The sequence below is a fragment of the Pseudomonas sp. FDAARGOS_761 genome, assembly GCF_013343155.1.
GTDB classification, from domain to species: Bacteria; Pseudomonadota; Gammaproteobacteria; order Pseudomonadales; family Pseudomonadaceae; genus Pseudomonas; species Pseudomonas aeruginosa.
On sequence record NZ_CP054572.1, the window covers coordinates 5090495 to 5106904 of the forward strand.

Annotated in this window: 13 protein-coding genes and 1 riboswitch; of the genes, 9 read left to right on the forward strand and 4 right to left on the reverse strand. The window is 67.6% G+C overall.

Features of this window, described 5'->3' with window-relative positions:
• Positions 1 to 122: 122 nt before the first annotated feature.
• The 5 genes from hydA (at position 123) to FOC67_RS23765 (ending at position 6991) form a co-directional block, all read left to right on the forward strand.
• On the forward strand, positions 123 to 1562 hold the full coding sequence (gene hydA, locus FOC67_RS23745; protein ID WP_003099919.1) for a dihydropyrimidinase: 1440 nt from the start codon (positions 123 to 125) through the stop codon (positions 1560 to 1562).
• Between the two features lie 94 nt (positions 1563 to 1656).
• Positions 1657 to 3024, forward strand: coding sequence for an NAD(P)-dependent oxidoreductase (locus FOC67_RS23750; RefSeq protein WP_003084667.1), 1368 nt, complete (start codon positions 1657 to 1659; stop codon positions 3022 to 3024).
• Positions 3021 to 4298 (forward strand): NAD-dependent dihydropyrimidine dehydrogenase subunit PreA, encoded by a 1278-nt coding sequence (gene preA, locus FOC67_RS23755; RefSeq protein WP_078451859.1) that lies wholly within the window; start codon positions 3021 to 3023, stop codon positions 4296 to 4298. Before FOC67_RS23750 ends, preA begins: the two co-directional genes overlap by 4 nt.
• Before the next feature lie 181 nt (positions 4299 to 4479).
• Positions 4480 to 5730 carry a cytosine permease gene (codB, locus tag FOC67_RS23760; protein WP_003084659.1) on the forward strand — a complete coding sequence of 417 codons (1251 nt, stop codon included), beginning with the start codon at positions 4480 to 4482 and terminating at the stop codon, positions 5728 to 5730.
• Positions 5720 to 6991: a cytosine deaminase gene (locus FOC67_RS23765; RefSeq protein ID WP_003084657.1), complete on the forward strand. Its 1272-nt coding sequence runs from the start codon at positions 5720 to 5722 to the stop codon at positions 6989 to 6991. Before codB ends, FOC67_RS23765 begins: the two co-directional genes overlap by 11 nt.
• Positions 6992 to 7027: 36 nt before the next feature.
• Here FOC67_RS23765 and FOC67_RS23770 read toward each other — a convergent pair whose 3' ends face one another.
• From FOC67_RS23770 to FOC67_RS23785, 4 genes are all read right to left on the reverse strand, one after another.
• A complete protein-coding gene (locus FOC67_RS23770) occupies positions 7028 to 7648 on the reverse strand; it encodes a TetR/AcrR family transcriptional regulator (RefSeq protein WP_003084655.1) in 621 nt (206 codons plus the stop codon).
• Between the two features lie 84 nt (positions 7649 to 7732).
• Positions 7733 to 9211 carry a PepSY domain-containing protein gene (locus FOC67_RS23775; protein ID WP_009315068.1) on the reverse strand — a complete coding sequence of 493 codons (1479 nt, stop codon included), beginning with the start codon at positions 9209 to 9211 and terminating at the stop codon, positions 7733 to 7735.
• A 10-nt stretch (positions 9212 to 9221) separates the two neighbouring features.
• Positions 9222 to 11414 (reverse strand): TonB-dependent siderophore receptor, encoded by a 2193-nt coding sequence (locus tag FOC67_RS23780; protein WP_003114901.1) that lies wholly within the window; start codon positions 11412 to 11414, stop codon positions 9222 to 9224.
• A 125-nt stretch (positions 11415 to 11539) separates the two neighbouring features.
• A complete protein-coding gene (locus FOC67_RS23785; protein ID WP_003109726.1) occupies positions 11540 to 11956 on the reverse strand; it encodes a DUF2946 domain-containing protein in 417 nt (138 codons plus the stop codon).
• 179 nt (positions 11957 to 12135) lie between these two features.
• Positions 12136 to 12241, forward strand: a riboswitch (S-adenosyl-L-homocysteine riboswitch).
• A 22-nt stretch (positions 12242 to 12263) separates the two neighbouring features.
• Between FOC67_RS23785 and ahcY the strand changes: the two genes are divergently transcribed.
• From ahcY to FOC67_RS23805, 4 genes are all read left to right on the forward strand, one after another.
• Complete coding sequence (gene ahcY, locus FOC67_RS23790; RefSeq protein WP_009315067.1) at positions 12264 to 13673, forward strand: adenosylhomocysteinase; 1410 nt, start codon at positions 12264 to 12266, stop codon at positions 13671 to 13673.
• Between the two features lie 40 nt (positions 13674 to 13713).
• The gene (locus tag FOC67_RS23795; RefSeq protein ID WP_003118822.1) at positions 13714 to 14268 is read left to right on the forward strand and encodes an HD domain-containing protein; all 555 of its coding nucleotides are present in this window, start codon (positions 13714 to 13716) and stop codon (positions 14266 to 14268) included.
• A 66-nt stretch (positions 14269 to 14334) separates the two neighbouring features.
• A complete protein-coding gene (gene metF, locus FOC67_RS23800) occupies positions 14335 to 15183 on the forward strand; it encodes a methylenetetrahydrofolate reductase [NAD(P)H] (protein ID WP_003084639.1) in 849 nt (282 codons plus the stop codon).
• A 69-nt stretch (positions 15184 to 15252) separates the two neighbouring features.
• Entirely contained in the window at positions 15253 to 16323 is a 1071-nt protein-coding gene (locus tag FOC67_RS23805) for a hypothetical protein (RefSeq protein ID WP_003084637.1), read from the forward strand.
• The last annotated feature ends 87 nt before the right edge of the window (positions 16324 to 16410 follow it).

A 16410-nucleotide genomic window follows, 5' to 3' on the forward strand; every position in this document is an offset into this window, starting at 1 on the left:
GATGATCAGCATCTAGATTCGAATCCTGTCAGCGCTGACAGGATTACAAAAGTCCTCGGCGCATGGCGAAAAAACAATTTCAAGAACCGGCAACGACCGGTCAGCCTGCGAGGAAAGACGGCATGTCCCTGTTGATCCGTGGCGCCACCGTGGTTACTCACGAAGAGAGTTATCGAGCCGACGTGCTCTGTGCCAACGGCCTCATCCAGGCCATCGGCGAGAACCTCGAAACCCCCTCCGGCTGCGACGTCCTCGACGGCGGTGGCCAGTACCTGATGCCGGGCGGCATCGACCCCCATACCCACATGCAGTTGCCCTTCATGGGCACGGTGGCCAGCGAGGACTTCTTCAGCGGCACCGCGGCCGGGCTGGCCGGAGGGACCACCTCGATCATCGACTTCGTCATCCCCAACCCGCGACAGTCGCTGCTGGAGGCCTTCCACACCTGGCGCGGCTGGGCGCAGAAATCCGCTGCGGACTACGGCTTCCACGTCGCCATCACCTGGTGGAGCGACGAGGTCGCCCGGGAAATGGGCGAGCTGGTGGCACAGCACGGGGTGAACAGCTTCAAGCACTTCATGGCCTACAAGAACGCCATCATGGCCGCCGACGATACCCTGGTGGCCAGCTTCGAGCGCTGCCTGGAGCTGGGCGCGGTGCCGACGGTGCACGCGGAGAACGGCGAACTGGTCTTCCACCTGCAGCAGAAACTCCTCGCCCAGGGCCTCACCGGCCCCGAGGCGCATCCGCTGTCGCGTCCGCCGCAAGTCGAGGGCGAGGCCGCCAGCCGTGCCATCCGCATCGCCGAGACGCTGGGTACGCCGCTGTACCTGGTGCATATTTCCAGCCGCGAGGCGCTGGACGAGATCGCCTATGCCCGCGCCAAGGGCCAGCCGGTCTACGGCGAGGTGCTGGCCGGGCACCTGCTGCTCGACGACAGCGTCTACCGCCACCCGGACTGGGCCACCGCGGCCGGCTACGTGATGAGCCCGCCGTTCCGTCCCGTCGAACACCAGGAAGCGCTGTGGCGCGGCCTGCAGTCCGGCAACCTGCATACCACCGCCACCGACCACTGCTGCTTCTGCGCCGAGCAGAAGGCCATGGGCCGCGACGACTTCAGCAAGATTCCCAATGGCACGGCCGGCATCGAGGACCGCATGGCGCTGCTGTGGGACGCCGGGGTCAACAGCGGGCGCCTGTCGATGCACGAGTTCGTCGCGCTGACCTCCACCAACACCGCGAAGATCTTCAACCTGTTCCCGCGCAAGGGCGCGATCCGCGTCGGCGCGGATGCCGACCTGGTGCTCTGGGACCCGCAGGGCAGCCGCACCCTCTCGGCCGCCACCCATCACCAGCGGGTCGATTTCAACATCTTCGAAGGTCGCACCGTGCGCGGCATACCCAGCCACACCATCAGCCAGGGCAAGCTGCTCTGGGCCGCCGGCGACCTGCGCGCCGAACCCGGCGCCGGACGCTACGTGGAGCGCCCGGCCTACCCGTCGGTGTACGAAGTGCTCGGCCGCCGCGCCGAACGCCAGCGCCCGGTCGCCGTCGAGCGCTGATCCTTCCCGCAATACCGGACCGGCCCGTAGAGGCCGGACGGTGCCGTATTGCCGTTGACTGCCCCGAGAAGAAACCAGAAGAGAGGCTACAACCGTGATCGATTCCCTGAACCACCTCCCCCGTCCGGACGCCGGCGCGGACACGCTCGCCGAGCGCTTCGCCGACCTCGCGCCGCCGCTCAACGCCCGCCAGGCCGCCCTGGAAAGCGCCCGCTGCCTGTACTGCTACGACGCGCCCTGCGTCAACGCCTGCCCGACCGAGATCGACATCCCCGGGTTCATCCGCAGCATCGCCCAGGAGAATGTCCAGGGCGCGGCGCAGAAGATCCTCTCGGCGAACATCCTAGGCGGCAGCTGCGCCCGCGTCTGCCCCACGGAAATCCTTTGCCAGCGGGCCTGCGTACGCAACAACGCCCAGGAATGCGCACCGGTGCTGATCGGCCAGTTGCAACGCTACGCCCTCGACCACGCCGGCTTCGGCGAACATCCGTTCAAGCGCTCGCCGGCCACCGGCAAGCGCATCGCCGTGGTCGGCGCCGGGCCGGCCGGGCTGTCCTGCGCCCACCGCCTGGCCATGCACGGCCACGACGTGGTGCTCTTCGAGGCCCGCGCCAAGGCCGGCGGCCTCAACGAGTACGGCATCGCCCGCTACAAGCTGGTGGACGACTTCGCCCGGCGCGAAGTGGAATTCCTCCTGCAGATCGGCGGTATCGAACTGCGCCACGGCCAGCGTCTCGGCGACAACCTGGCGCTCGGCGCCCTGCACGACGAGTACGACGCGGTGTTCCTCGGCATCGGCCTGGCCGCCAGCAAGCGCCTCGGCCTGGAAGACGAGGACGCCCCCGGCCTGCTCGCCGCCACCGACTACATCCGCGAACTGCGGCAGAGCGACGACCTGCTCGACCTGCCCGTCGCCGACCGTTGCATCGTCATCGGCGCCGGCAACACCGCCATCGACATGGCGGTGCAGATGAGCCGGCTCGGCGCCCGCGACGTCAACCTGGTCTACCGCCGTGGCTTCGAGGAAATGGGCGCCACCGGCCATGAGCAGGAGATCGCCAAGGCCAGCCAGGTGCGCCTGCTGACCTGGGCCCGACCGGAACGGGTACTGCTTGACGAGCACGGCCGGGTGCGCGGCATGCGCTTCGCCCGCACGCGCCTGGAGAACGGTCGCCTGGGCGACACCGGCGAGCACTTCGAACTGGCCGCCGACGCCATCTTCAAGGCTATCGGCCAGGCCTTCGAAGGCGCCAGCCTGGGCGATCCGCTGGCAGCGCAACTGCGGCGCGACGGCGAGCGCATCCAGGTCGACGGACAGATGCGCACCAGCATCCCCGGCATCTACGCCGGCGGCGACTGCGTGGCGCTCGGCGAGGACCTCACCGTGCAGGCGGTGCAGCACGGCAAACTGGCGGCGGAAGCGATCCACGCCCAACTCATGCTCAACGTGGAGGCTGCGTGATGGCCGACCTGTCTATCGAATTCGCCGGCATCAAGTCGCCCAACCCCTTCTGGCTGGCCTCCGCGCCGCCCACCGACAAGGCCTACAACGTGGTCCGCGCCTACCAGGCGGGCTGGGGCGGGGTGGTCTGGAAGACCCTCGGCGAAGACCCCGCGGCGGTCAACGTGTCGTCGCGTTATTCCGCGCACTTCGGACCGAACCGCCAGGTGCAGGGGATCAACAACATCGAGCTGATCACCGACCGCTCGCTGGAGATCAACCTGCGCGAGATCGCCCAGGTGAAGAAGGACTGGCCGGACCGCGCGCTGATCGTGTCGCTGATGGTGCCCTGCGTCGAGGAGTCGTGGAAATACATCCTGCCGCTGGTGGAAGCCACCGGCGCCGACGGCATCGAGCTGAACTTCGGTTGCCCCCACGGCATGCCCGAGCGCGGCATGGGCGCGGCGGTGGGCCAGGTACCGGAGTACGTGGAGATGGTCACCCGCTGGTGCAAGACCCACTGCTCGCTGCCGGTGATCGTCAAGCTCACCCCCAACATCACCGACATCCGCCAGTCGGCGCGCGCCGCCCATCGCGGCGGCGCCGACGCGGTGTCGCTGATCAACACCATCAACTCGATCACCAGCGTCGACCTGGAGCGCATGGTCGCCCTGCCCGTGGTCGGCACCCAGAGCACCCACGGCGGCTACTGCGGCTCGGCGGTGAAGCCGATCGCCCTGAACATGGTCGCCGAGATCGCCCGCGACCCGCAGACCCGCGGCCTGCCGATCTGTGGCATCGGCGGTATCGGCAGTTGGCGCGACGCAGCGGAATTCGTCGCGCTCGGCTGCGGCGCGGTGCAGGTATGCACGGCGGCGATGCTGCACGGCTTCCGTATCGTCGAGGACATGCAGGACGGTCTCGCGCGCTGGATGGACAGCCATGGCTACCAGCGGCTGTCCGACTTCAGCGGCGGCGCGGTAGGCAATACCACCGACTGGAAGTACCTGGACATCAACTACCAGGTGATCGCCCGCATCGACCAGGACGCCTGCATCGGTTGCGGCCGCTGCCATATCGCCTGCGAGGACACCTCGCACCAGGCCATCGCCAGCCTGCCCCGGGTCGACGGTACGCACCGCTACGAAGTGATCGACGCCGAGTGCGTGGGCTGCAACCTGTGCCAGATCACCTGTCCGGTGGAGAACTGCATCGAAATGGTGCCGCAGGACACCGGCAAGCCCTATCTCAACTGGACCCAGGATCCGCGCAACCCCTACCGCGAAGCCTCCTGAACGCAGGGCGGCGCCCGCATCCCCGGCGGACGCCGCCCTGCCGCGCGCCGGCACGCTTCCTGCGTGCCGCTACGCTCCGACGACGCGCAACGGCGTCTGTCGGATCGACCCGCCTTCGACTACCATTCGCCGCGGCCCGGCCGACGCTCCCGGACGGCCGGCGCCCCACGGAGACTCGCGCATGTCCGCAGACAGCAACTACAGCCAGCAACCGGTCCCGCTGGCGGCGCGCAAGAGCGCGCTGGCCCTGAGCGTGGTGATGCTCGGCCTGACCTTCTTTTCCGCCAGCATGTGGACCGGCGGCACCCTCGGCACCGGCCTGAGCTACGACGACTTCTTCCTCGCCGTGCTGCTGGGCAACCTGATGCTCGGCCTGTACACCGCGATCCTCGGCTTCATCGGCGCGCGCACCGGCCTTTCCACCCACCTGCTGGCGCATTACTCGTTCGGCAGCAAGGGCTCCTGGCTGCCCTCGGCGCTGCTCGGCGGCACCCAGGTCGGCTGGTTCGGCGTCGGCGTAGCGATGTTCGCGATCCCGGTGGCCAAGGCCACCGGCCTCGACGTCAACCTGCTGATCCTGGTCTCCGGGGCGCTGATGACCCTCACGGTGTTCTTCGGCATCGCCGGTCTGACCCTGCTGTCGGCCATCGCGGTCCCGGCGATCGTCGTCCTCGGCAGCTACTCGGTGTGGCTCGCGGTGCGCGACGCCGGCGGCCTGGCGGCGCTGCAGCAGGTGACGCCGAGCGCGCCGCTGAGCCTCTCGACCGCGATCGCCCTGGTGGTCGGCTCGTTCGTCAGCGCCGGCACCCTCACCGCCGACTTCGTCCGCTTCGGCCGCAGCGCGCGTACCGCCGTGGTGGTGTGCCTGGTGGCGTTCTTCCTCGGCAACTCGCTGATGTTCATCTTCGGCGCGGCCGGCGCGGCGGCGGTGGGCAAGTCGGACATCTCCGACGTGATGATCGCCCAGGGCCTGCTGATCCCGGCGATCCTGGTCCTCGGCCTGAACATCTGGACCACCAACGACAACGCGCTGTATGCCTCCGGCCTCGGCTTCGCCAACATCACCGGCCTCTCCAGCCGCTTCCTGGCGATGCTCAACGGCGCCCTCGGCACCCTCGCCGCGCTCTGGCTGTACAACCACTTCGTCGGCTGGCTGACCTTCCTCTCCGCCGCCATCCCGCCCATCGGCGGGGTGATCATCGCCGACTACCTGAGTCGCCGCCGGCGCTACCGCCAGCACCCCTGCGCGGACATCCAGGCGATCAACTGGGCGGCGATCCTCGCCGTCGCCTGCGGCACCGCCGCCGGCCACTGGCTGCCGGGGATAGTGCCGGTCAACGCGGTGCTCGGCGCCGCCATCGCCTACCTGTTGCTCAATCCCCTGCTGAGCCGCAGCCCGAACAAACCAGAAGAGGTCCTCCATGCTGATTGACAACCTGCGCCTGCGCGGCCGCGAAGGTCTCTGGCAACTGCGTGTCGCCGATGGCCGTATCGCCGCCCTGGTGCCGATGGAACAGGCCGCCGACGACGCCGGCGAGCGCCTGGACGGCGCCGGCGGTCTTGCCGTGCCGCCGTTCATCGAGCCGCACATCCATCTCGACACCACCCAGACCGCCGGCCAGCCGGAGTGGAACCGCTCCGGCACGCTGTTCGAAGGCATCGAGCGCTGGGCCCAGCGCAAGGCCCTGCTCAGCCACGAGGACGTCAAGCAGCGCGCCTGGCAGACCCTGAAATGGCAGATCGCCAACGGCGTGCAGCACGTGCGCAGCCACGTCGACGTCTCCGACCCGACCCTCACCGCGCTCAAGGCCATGCTCGAGGTGCGCGGCGAAGTGGCGCCCTGGGTCGACCTGCAGATCGTCGCCTTCCCCCAGGAGGGCATTCTCTCCTACCCCAACGGCCTGGAACTGCTGGAGGAGTCGCTGCGCCTGGGAGCCGACGTGGTGGGGGCGATCCCGCATTTCGAATTCACCCGCGAGCTGGGCGTCGAGTCGCTGCACAAGGCCATCGACCTGGCCAAGCGCTACGACCTGCCGGTGGACGTGCATTGCGACGAGATCGACGACGAGCAGTCGCGCTTCCTCGAGACCCTGGCCATGCTCGCCCATCGCGACGGCCTCGGCGCACGGGTCACTGCCAGCCACACCACGGCGATGCACTCCTACAACGGCGCCTACACCTCGCGGCTGTTCCGCCTGCTGAAACTGTCGGGAATCAACTTCGTCGCCAACCCGCTGGTGAACATCCACCTGCAGGGTCGCTTCGACGACTACCCGAAGCGCCGCGGCATCACCCGGGTCAAGGAACTGCTCGGTGCCGGGATCAACACCTGCTTCGGCCACGACGACGTGTTCGACCCCTGGTACCCGCTGGGCACCGCGAACATGCTGCAGGTGCTGCACATGGGCCTGCACGTGACGCAGATGATGGGCTACGACGAGATCGACGGCGGCCTCGACCTGATCACCCGCAACAGCGCCCGCACCCTCGGCCTGCGGGAATACGGCATCGAGGTCGGCCATCCGGCCAACCTGCTGGTGCTGCCGGCCCGCGACGGCTTCGACGCGGTGCGCCGGCAGGTCCCGGTGCGCTACTCGATCCGCGGCGGACGGCTGCTCGCCGAGACGGTCCCGGCGCAGACCACGGTGTTCCTCGAACAGGCGGAAGCGGTGGACTTCACCCGCGCCAGCTGAGCCTTCGCCGGAGCCTTCTAGCGAAGGCTCCGCTGCTCAGGGCTCCAATCCGATTCCGCGCAGGACCACGCTGGTCACCGTCTGTACCGCCCTTTCGAACTGCATGTCGCTGAGCGGCTGGTGGCCGTTGAGCACCTCGACCTGGTAGCCGAAGTCGGCGTAGTGCTGGGTGGAGGCCCAGATCATGTAGAGCAGGCTGCTCGGTTCGATCGACAGGATGCGCTTTTCCTCGACCCACTGGCGGATCTTCGCCTCCTTCATCTTGGCCCATTCGTAGAGGCTGTCGTCGAGGGTGGCGCCGAGCAGCGGCGCGCCATGCATGATTTCGTTGGCCCAGACCTTGGAGCCATGCGGGCGGGTACGCGAGTGGTTCATCTTCGCGCGGATATAGCTGGTCAATACCACCCTTGGGTCATCGAACATCTCGAAGCAGAGGGCGTCCTGCTTCCAGACCTCGAGCAGGCCGAGGAGGACGTCGCGGTACAGCTCGTCCTTGGTGCTGAAGTAGTAGTGCAGGTTGGAGCGCGGCAGTTCGGCTTCTTCGGCGATATTGCCCATGGAGGTGCCGGCGTAGCCTTTTTCGGCGAAGACTTTTTCGGCGGCCAGGAGAATCTTCTCGACGTTGCGGCGGCGGATCTCGATCTTGTGTGTGCCCATGTGCGATCCATTACTGCGAATTCAACCAAGGCTACCAGCAAATCCGGGCGTGCGGCGACGCCCAGTCTTGCCAGGTAGCCCCTCTCAGCGACGCTTCGGACGGCGGCCGCGCAGGCGACGCCAGCCGATCCAGCAGCCGCTGGAGCAAACCACCAGGCCGCCGAGGCTGAAACCGAGCATCCACAGGTCCCACAGCGGACGCCGGGTCAGCAGCGGCAGCCAGTCCCAGCTATGCAACAGGGAAAACAGCCAGCGGCTGCCGCGCCGACCGTCGTCGAGCACGCCAACCACCGCGCCGCTGTAGGGATCCAGGTGCACCCAGGTATGCCGGGGATCGTCGAAACGCAGGCGCCAGACCGGCAGGCGCCGCTCCAGGTAGCCCATCATGCTGTGTTCTTCGCGCGGGTAGTAATAGAAGTCGTAGCGTTCCAACCGTTCGGCCTGCATCGGCACGCCCGGCAGCAGCGCGCGAGCCGCCGCCAGCAGGCGATCCGCGGGTAGCTCGCGGAGGATTTCGCCATCCGCCGTCAGCAGCAGGCTGTTGCCGCTGGCGCTGCGCCCGAGCGCATAGGGCTCGCCGTCGAGCGCCCGCCACTCCAGCTCGCGCACCCGCAACCCGGCGGCACGCAAGCGCCGCAGGACAGCGTCCGCCTCCAGTCCGGCGGGCAGCGCCCGGTCCCAGCTACCGCCCTGGTAGGCCGCGACGTCGAGCGGCGTGCCGCGGCCGAACAGGTTCCACGGATTCATCGACATCAGCCCGCTGAAGATCCAGCTCAGCACCAGCGCGCCGAAGAGCAGGCCGGCGAGGTGGTGCCAGCGCTGGAAACCGCCCGCATAGGGCGAGCGCGAGCCGCTGCGGTAGGGCTTGCGGAAGCGCCAGCGGAGCAGGCCGACGAGGATGCCGAGGACGGTCGCCAGGGTCGCCAGCAGCGACAGGCCGATCACCAGGTTCGCCCACTGCCCGTCGAACCAGCCGCCGCGCAGCGGATAGAGCCAGTGCAACCAGGCGCCGAGCCAGTTCCAGGCACGCTCCCGGCGGCTGGCGTCGCGTACCACCTCGCCGGTCTGCGAGGACAGGTAGAGCAGCCGGCCCTGCTCGTCCGCGGTCTGCACCCGCCATAGCGGCCGGTGCGGATCGAGGTTGCGGGTATGGGTCCAGGCGTCTTCCTCGATCCGCCCTTGCAACTGCATCGGTACTTCGCCGCTGAAGGCACGGGCCGAGGCCAGCACCCTGTCCGCGTCCACCGCCAGCGGTCGGCCGTCGCGCGCCGCCAGCGCACGCGTGCGTCCGTCGGCATCGTCCAGCAGGTAGGTCGGCAGGCCGCCTACGCTGGCCAGCCGGATGCTCCGCGGGGTCTTTCCATCGCCGCCGGCGAGGGCCGTCCGCAGCGGTACGCAGGCCTCGCAGCCGTCCAGCTCGGGCAGGTGTGCCAGGCGTTCCAGCGGAGTCAGCTTGGGATAGCCGACATACAGCATGACCATGCCGGAGACGAACCAGAGCACCATCAGCAGGCAGCAGCCGATGCCCAGCCAGCGGTGCCACAGGTACAGGTAGCGTTTCATCGACGACTCCTCAGAAGCGCGTCTGCACGCTCAGCTCGAAGGTGCGCGGGTCGCCGACGTAGTACAGCGGCGTGCTCTGCACGAAGCGCGCGTAGACCTCGTCGGTGAGGTTGCGCACGCGCCCGGTGATCCGCGTGCGCTCGTCCAGCCGGTAGCTGAGGAAAGTCCCGTAGACCGTATAGGACGGCACGTGCCAGGTGTTGGCGTTGTTGGCGTACACCGAGGACACGTAGCGCGCGTCCACCCCGCCCTGCCAGGCCGGGTCGAAGTCGTAGGTCAGCCACAGGTTGCCGACCCGCTCCGGCACGTTCGGCGGCGTCTTGCCCTTGCGCGAGACGGCGACGCCGCCGACGTTCTCGGTGAACTCGTCGTACTGCGCGTCGACCCAGGCGAAATTGCCCTCGGCCAGCAGCTTCGGGGTGATCCGCAGGGAGGCGGCGGCCTCGATGCCCCTGGAGGTCTGCTGGCCCACCGGCACGCTGAGGTTGGGGTTGTTCGGGTCGGCCACCGAGAAGTCCCGGCGGACGATGCGGTAGGCGGCCAGGGTGGCGCTGCCGCGACCGTCGAGGAAATCGAACTTGCTGCCCAGCTCCCACTGGTCGCCGGTGGACAGGTCGTAGTCGCGGACCTGGCCGAAGCTGGCGCTGGTCAGCACCCCGCCCGGCGGGTCGGCGGCGGTACTGTATTGCAGGTAGACGTTGGCGTGCGGAGTGAACTGGTAGACCAGCCCGGCGCGCCCAGTGACCACGTCCCAGCGCCGTTCGAAGTGTGCGGGATTGTCCTTGTCGGGTACCCGATGGTTGCGCACGTCGAGGTCGAGGTGGTCGTAGCGCAGCCCGGTAACCAGCGACAGCTCGTCGGTCAGGCCCAGGCGGTTCTCGGCGAACAACGCGCTGGTGCGCACCTCGTTGCTGCGGTCCTTCCGGTGGCCGGGACGCATGCCCGGCAGGTCGTAGAAGTGGCCCGGCTCGAAACTGGCCGGATCGACCGTACCGAACGGCCCGGAGGCGGTACTCGGGAAGCGCGTCTGCTTGTTGATGCTGTAGTCGAAGCCCAGCGCCCAGTCGCTGGCCAGTCCGAACAGCGGCTGGCTGTGCTGTAGCTCGAAGCGGTTGCCGTTGAGCTGCTGGTCGTGGCGCTGGAGGAATGCGTTGGAGCGCACCACCCCGCTGTTGTCGGCGTTGTAGCGGTAGGTCTCGAGGTTGCGGTAATCGCGCTCGGCGTCGTAGTGGTAGAAGGTGTTGCGCCAGCGCGTGCTGTCGCTGACCCGGTATTCGAGGATCGAGCGCAGCCAGCGCACGCGCTGTTCGTAGCGGCCATCGGCGACGTTGTAGTTCTCGCGGCGACGGCTCTTGTCGATCTTCAGCTCGCCGGCGTAGGGATTGAGCACCGGCGTGCCCCAGTAGGGGCTGTCTTCCTGCTCATCCTGGTACTCCAGGGCCAGGGTGTGGGAAAGGTCCGGGGTCAGGTCGCTGAGCAGGGAGAAAGCGACGTTCCACGATTCGCGCGAATTGCGGTCGACGTAGCCGTTGCCGCCGCTGCGGCTGACGTCCAGGCGCACGAAGTGCTTCGGCTCGGGGCCGATGCCCAGGGCCTGGTTGAAGCCGAAGGCGACTTCCGAATCGTCGTAGCTGCCGTAGCGCACCCGGCCTTCCATGAAATCGCCGTAGCGGTCGGCGAGCTTGCTGATGTAGTCCAGCGAGCCGCCGACGGCACCGGCGCCGTTGAGGAAGGAGGACGGACCGCCGACCAGCTCGACGCGGTCGACGATCCAGTCGTCCAGCGGACGCATGGCGCTGCTGTATTGCACCGGAATGCCGTTGAACAACTGGTTGACCTGGTTCGAGCTGAAGCCGCGGTAGGTGACGAAGCCGCCGAAGCCGGGCGGCGCCGAGGCGTTCACGCCGGGCAGGCTGTTGGCGATGTCCTGGGTGCTGCGCAGGCCGCGCCGCTCGAAGCTGGCACGGTTGGCCACGCTTACCGAGCCGGGAGTCTCGCGCAGGCTCAGGCCCAGGCGCGAGCCGCCGCCGGCGCTGTCGTCGAGATCGAGGGCCGGCGGGGTTTCCCCGGCGGCGCCGGCGCTGACGGTGAGGGCGGGCAGTTCGGTGGGTTCCTCATCGGCCCAGAGCAAGGCCGGAACGCCGGCCAGGGTGAGGTTGAGACCCAGCGCGAGGACGCGGCGGGCCGTGGAGTGCTTTTTCATCGAGCGATCCTGAAGCAAGGCATGGTGGGCACGCCCGCCTCGCCCGGATGGACAGCGGCGAGCGCTGCGCGGACGAGGCAGGACGGGCGACGGATGCAAATGCCCGGCGCGGCGGGCGTTCAGGATCAGGCGGGGGAAGCGCGCGGGTTGGCCGGCGGCCAGACGTACCGGGGCGGCACCGGCTCGCGCGTGGCGGGCGGGCGGAAACGCGCCTGGCGTCGCCGTTGCAAGCGCCAGGACCAGATCACCCCAAGCGCGACGAACAGCACCAGAGCGCTGCACATCGGGCAGCTCATCGGCAACTGGGGATTGACCGGTGCCGGATCGCCGGCGGACCCGTCGTCGGGATCCAGGGATAGCCATTGGCTGGCACCGGCGACGCAGAACAGCCCGACGCTGGCCTTCTGCCCTTTGTCGCTGCCCACTCCCAGCGCCTGCAGGTGCAGGACGCCGCAAGCCAGCGCGTTGACCAGCACGCAGGCACAGAGGGCGAAGCTCAGCCACTGCAGCAGCGGCGAGCGGGAGATGGGAGCGATTCTCATGACCGCGCACTCTAGCATCCTGACACGCAAATTCCCCGCGCTTCTGCGCTGCGGTGCATCGCCGCAGCCCGAGGGCGCGACGCACGGCGACGAGCGGCGTATCAGGGGTGACTTGGGAGTTTCATGTGGCGCCGCTATAATCGCCCGCTCAGGCGGCCCTTTCGGGTCGCTCCCGCCTTCCGTTCGAGGGGCGCTGCAGCAGGCCTAGGCCTGTCAGGCTCGAACGGAGCGCGCTCTCAGGCCGGCCTCGCCGGTCTGTCAACGCACCAACGGCGCCCATTCGCAGACAACGAATGGAGAGTTACGCATGAGCGCTGTCATGACGCCCGCCGGTTTCACCGACTACAAGGTCGCCGACATCACCCTGGCCGCCTGGGGCCGCCGCGAGCTGATCATCGCCGAATCGGAAATGCCCGCACTGATGGGCCTGCGCCGCAAGTATGCCGGCCAGCAGCCGCTGAAAGGCGCGAAGATCCTCGGTTGCATCCACATGACCATCCAGACCGGCGTGCTGATCGAGACCCTGGTCGCGCTGGGCGCCGAAGTCCGCTGGTCGAGCTGCAACATCTTCTCCACCCAGGACCAGGCCGCCGCCGCCATCGCCGCCGCCGGCATCCCGGTGTTCGCCTGGAAGGGCGAGACCGAGGAAGAGTACGAATGGTGCATCGAGCAGACCATCCTCAAGGACGGCCAGCCGTGGGACGCCAACATGGTGCTGGACGACGGCGGTGACCTGACCGAGATCCTGCACAAGAAATACCCGCAGATGCTCGAGCGCATCCACGGCATCACCGAAGAGACCACCACCGGGGTCCACCGCCTGCTCGACATGCTCAAGAACGGCACCCTGAAAGTCCCGGCGATCAACGTCAACGACTCGGTGACCAAGAGCAAGAACGACAACAAGTACGGCTGCCGCCATAGCCTCAACGACGCCATCAAGCGCGGCACCGACCACCTGCTGTCGGGCAAGCGGGCCCTGGTGATCGGCTACGGCGACGTGGGCAAGGGCTCCTCGCAGTCGCTGCGCCAGGAAGGCATGATCGTCAAGGTCGCGGAAGTCGACCCGATCTGCGCCATGCAGGCCTGCATGGACGGCTTCGAAGTCGTCTCGCCGTACAAGAACGGCATCAACGACGGCACCGAGGCCAGCATCGACGCCGCGCTGCTGGGCAAGATCGACCTGATCGTCACCACCACCGGCAACGTCAACGTCTGCGACGCCAACATGCTCAAGGCGCTGAAGAAGCGCGCGGTGGTCTGCAACATCGGCCACTTCGACAACGAGATCGACACCGCCTTCATGCGCAAGAACTGGGCCTGGGAAGAGGTCAAGCCGCAGGTGCACAAGATCCACCGCACCGGCAAGGACGGTTTCGACGCGCACAACGACGACTACCTGATCCTTCTCGCTGAGGGCCGCCTGGTCAACCTGGGCAACGCCACCGGCCATCCGAGCCGGATCATGGACGGTTCCTTCGCCAACCAGGTGCTGGCGCAGATCCACCTGTTCGAGCAGAAGTACGCCGACCTGCCGGCCGCCGAGAAGGCCAAGCGCCTGAGCGTCGAAGTGCTGCCGAAGAAGCTCGACGAGGAAGTGGCCCTGGAGATGGTCAAGGGCTTCGGCGGCGTGGTCACCCAGCTGACCCCGAAACAGGCCGAGTACATCGGCGTGAGCGTGGAAGGCCCGTTCAAGCCGGACACCTATCGCTACTAAGCGGACCACGGGGCAGGCGCCATGCGCCTGCCCCGTTCGCATGAGCGCTCCCACGATGTCCACGCACCTCGCCGATCGCTACAACCAGGCCTGGCTGTTCGCCGCCCGCGCCCACCGCAACCAGACCCTCAGCGGCTCGCCGCTGCCTTATCTGGTGCACCTGGGCATGGTCGCCAACGAGCTGCTGGCCGCCGATCGCGACGGTGCCATCGAACGGCTCGGGGAAACCCTGCAGATCGCGGTCCTGCACGACACCCTGGAAGACACGGCGACCTCACCCGAGGAGCTGCGGCAACAGTTCGGCGAGTTCGTCTGTGCCGGCGTGCAGGCCCTGAGCAAGCGCGTCGGCGACGGCCCCAAGCGTTCCCTCGACGACTATCTCCAGGCGCTTGCCGAGGGCCCGGCGCAGTACGCCCTGGTCAAGCTGTGCGACCGCATCACCAACCTGCAGCCACCGCCGCAGACCTGGAACCAGGACAAGATCGCGAACTACCACCAGGAGTCGCAGCTGATCCTCGCTCGCCTCGGCCATGCCCACGCCGCGACGGCCCGACGCCTGCGGGAAAAAATCGAGCACTACCGCCAGTACTACTGAAGTACCCGGCGCTAGTCGGAATCAACAAGAAGAGGCGCGGCCGTGGTCGCGTCCAAGGAACCGATCATGAGTCAGAGCGAACGCCGTTTCAGCTTCGAGTTCTTCCCGGCGAAGACCGAGGCCGGCCATGAAAAGCTGTTGGCCACCGCCCGCAACCTGGCGGGCTACAAGCCCGACTTCTTCTCCTGCACCTACGGCGCCGGCGGATCCACCCGCGACCGCACGTTGAGTACCGTGCTGCAACTGGACGGCGAGGTGAAGGTGCCGACCGCGCCCCACCTGTCCTGTGTCGGCGACTCGAAAGCCGAGTTGCGCGAACTGCTCGGCCGCTACCGCGAGGCCGGCATCCGCCGCATCGTCGCCCTGCGCGGCGACCTGCCGTCGGGCATGGGCATGGCCAGCGGCGAATTGCGCTACGCCAACGAACTGGTGGACTTCATCCGCACCGAGACCGGCGACCACTTCCACATCGAGGTCGCCGCCTATCCGGAAGTCCACCCCCAGGCGCGCAGCTTCGAGGATGACCTGGCGAACTTCGTGCGCAAGGTGAAGGCCGGCGCCAGCAGCGCCATCACCCAGTACTTCTTCAACGCCGATGCCTATTTCTACTTCGTCGAGAGGGTCGCCAAGCTCGGCGTGGACATCCCGGTGGTCCCCGGCATCATGCCGATCACCAACTACTCCAAGCTGGCGCGCTTCTCCGACGCCTGCGGCGCCGAACTGCCGCGCTGGATCCGCAAGCAACTGGAAGCCTACGGCGACGACAGCCGCAGCATCCAGGCCTTCGGCGAGCAGGTCATCAGCGAGATGTGCGAACGCCTGCTGGAGGGCGGCGCACCGGGACTGCATTTCTATACTTTGAACCAGGCCGATCCGAGCCTGGCGATCTGGAAGAATCTCCAGCTGCCACGCTGATACCGCCCACGCGGTTCGGCCCGGCAGCGTATACCGGCAGGGAAGCCTCTCACGCGATCCACGACAGACATGGCCAACTCACGCAAGCATCTGATCTACCTGGTCTACGGGCGACAGACCTACCACCAGGAAGCCCTGTTCAGCATCGCCAGCGCCTTCGCCCACCTCCGCGACGGGGCGGCGCATGGCCTGACGGTCAGGGTCTATACCGACGACCCCAGTCCCTACGCCGGCCTGCCGGTGCAGGTCCGCGAAGTGACGGCCGAGGAGCTGGTCGCCTGGTGCCAACCGCACGGCTATCACTTCCGCGCCAAGCACGTGGCCCTGCGCGACGCCCTGGAAGACGCCGACCAGGCATTGCTGATCGACACCGATACCTTCTTCCACAGTTCGCCCCTGCGCCTGTTCGACCGCATCCAGCCCGGCAGCCTGCTGTGCAACGCGATCGGCGCGCGCTATGGCGAACACCGTAACTTCCCGCTCTACCGCGACCTCTCGCCCTACCTGTTCGAGCGCGGCTGGGCCGACGACGAGATGCACCAGCTCAACTCCGGCGTCATCGGCCTGCCTCGGGAAGAGGCGAAAATACTCGACCGTTCGTTGGAATTAATGGATGAACTCTATCCAATTGCCAACGGTGCCTATACTCTTGAGGAATTCGTCCTGGCCGTCGCCGCCCACAAGCGGCTGGAGCTGGTGGGTTGTACCGACCTGATCCACCATTACTGGAGCCGGAAACAGCTGTTCCGCGCGAAGATCCAGGCCTGGTTGTGCAAGCACGGTTCCTCCCTTCTCAGCGCTGCAGCCCTCGACGACACCCTCAAGGTGACCGATCGACTGCCACGCCCACCGCGTGCCAAGCGTCTGCTGTACAAGCTGGGAACCCTGCCGTTGCCGGCTCCGATGCGCCAGTTCAGTATCGAACTGCTCTACGGTTGCCACGAATACAGTAACGAGTTCGACCGGGCCTGCGGCCCCGTCTGGTGGGAGAAAGCCGCGACCAATGCCATCGAACGCTATCCGCAGGAACCGATTGCGGAACAAATCGAGGATTGGCTGAATCACAGCTTGCTGCGCAACCTCCTTGGCTCCCGGGCCAACGAGATCCGCCAGCATTTGCGCCAGCGTGACCTGCTCTGACCGCAGCCCTCCGTTGACGCTGCCCCCGGCCCCCCCACCCAGGGCCGGGAGCGAACCGGCCAGCGCCCCCGACCAGGTGCGCGGCCA

Bases quoted from the DNA above. Each gene is read 5' to 3' on its own strand.
- hydA (WP_003099919.1), top strand. From the start codon at position 123: ATGTCCCTGTTGATCCGTGGCGCCACCGTGGTTACTCACGAAGAGAGT.
- codB (WP_003084659.1), top strand. From the start codon at position 4,480: ATGTCCGCAGACAGCAACTACAGCCAGCAACCGGTCCCGCTGGCGGCG.
- FOC67_RS23765 (WP_003084657.1), top strand. From the start codon at position 5,720: ATGCTGATTGACAACCTGCGCCTGCGCGGCCGCGAAGGTCTCTGGCAA.
- FOC67_RS23770 (WP_003084655.1), bottom strand. From the start codon at position 7,648: ATGGGCACACACAAGATCGAGATCCGCCGCCGCAACGTCGAGAAGATT.
- FOC67_RS23775 (WP_009315068.1), bottom strand. From the start codon at position 9,211: ATGAAACGCTACCTGTACCTGTGGCACCGCTGGCTGGGCATCGGCTGC.
- FOC67_RS23780 (WP_003114901.1), bottom strand. From the start codon at position 11,414: ATGAAAAAGCACTCCACGGCCCGCCGCGTCCTCGCGCTGGGTCTCAAC.
- FOC67_RS23785 (WP_003109726.1), bottom strand. From the start codon at position 11,956: ATGAGAATCGCTCCCATCTCCCGCTCGCCGCTGCTGCAGTGGCTGAGC.
- ahcY (WP_009315067.1), top strand. From the start codon at position 12,264: ATGAGCGCTGTCATGACGCCCGCCGGTTTCACCGACTACAAGGTCGCC.
- FOC67_RS23795 (WP_003118822.1), top strand. From the start codon at position 13,714: ATGAGCGCTCCCACGATGTCCACGCACCTCGCCGATCGCTACAACCAG.
- metF (WP_003084639.1), top strand. From the start codon at position 14,335: ATGAGTCAGAGCGAACGCCGTTTCAGCTTCGAGTTCTTCCCGGCGAAG.
- FOC67_RS23805 (WP_003084637.1), top strand. From the start codon at position 15,253: ATGGCCAACTCACGCAAGCATCTGATCTACCTGGTCTACGGGCGACAG.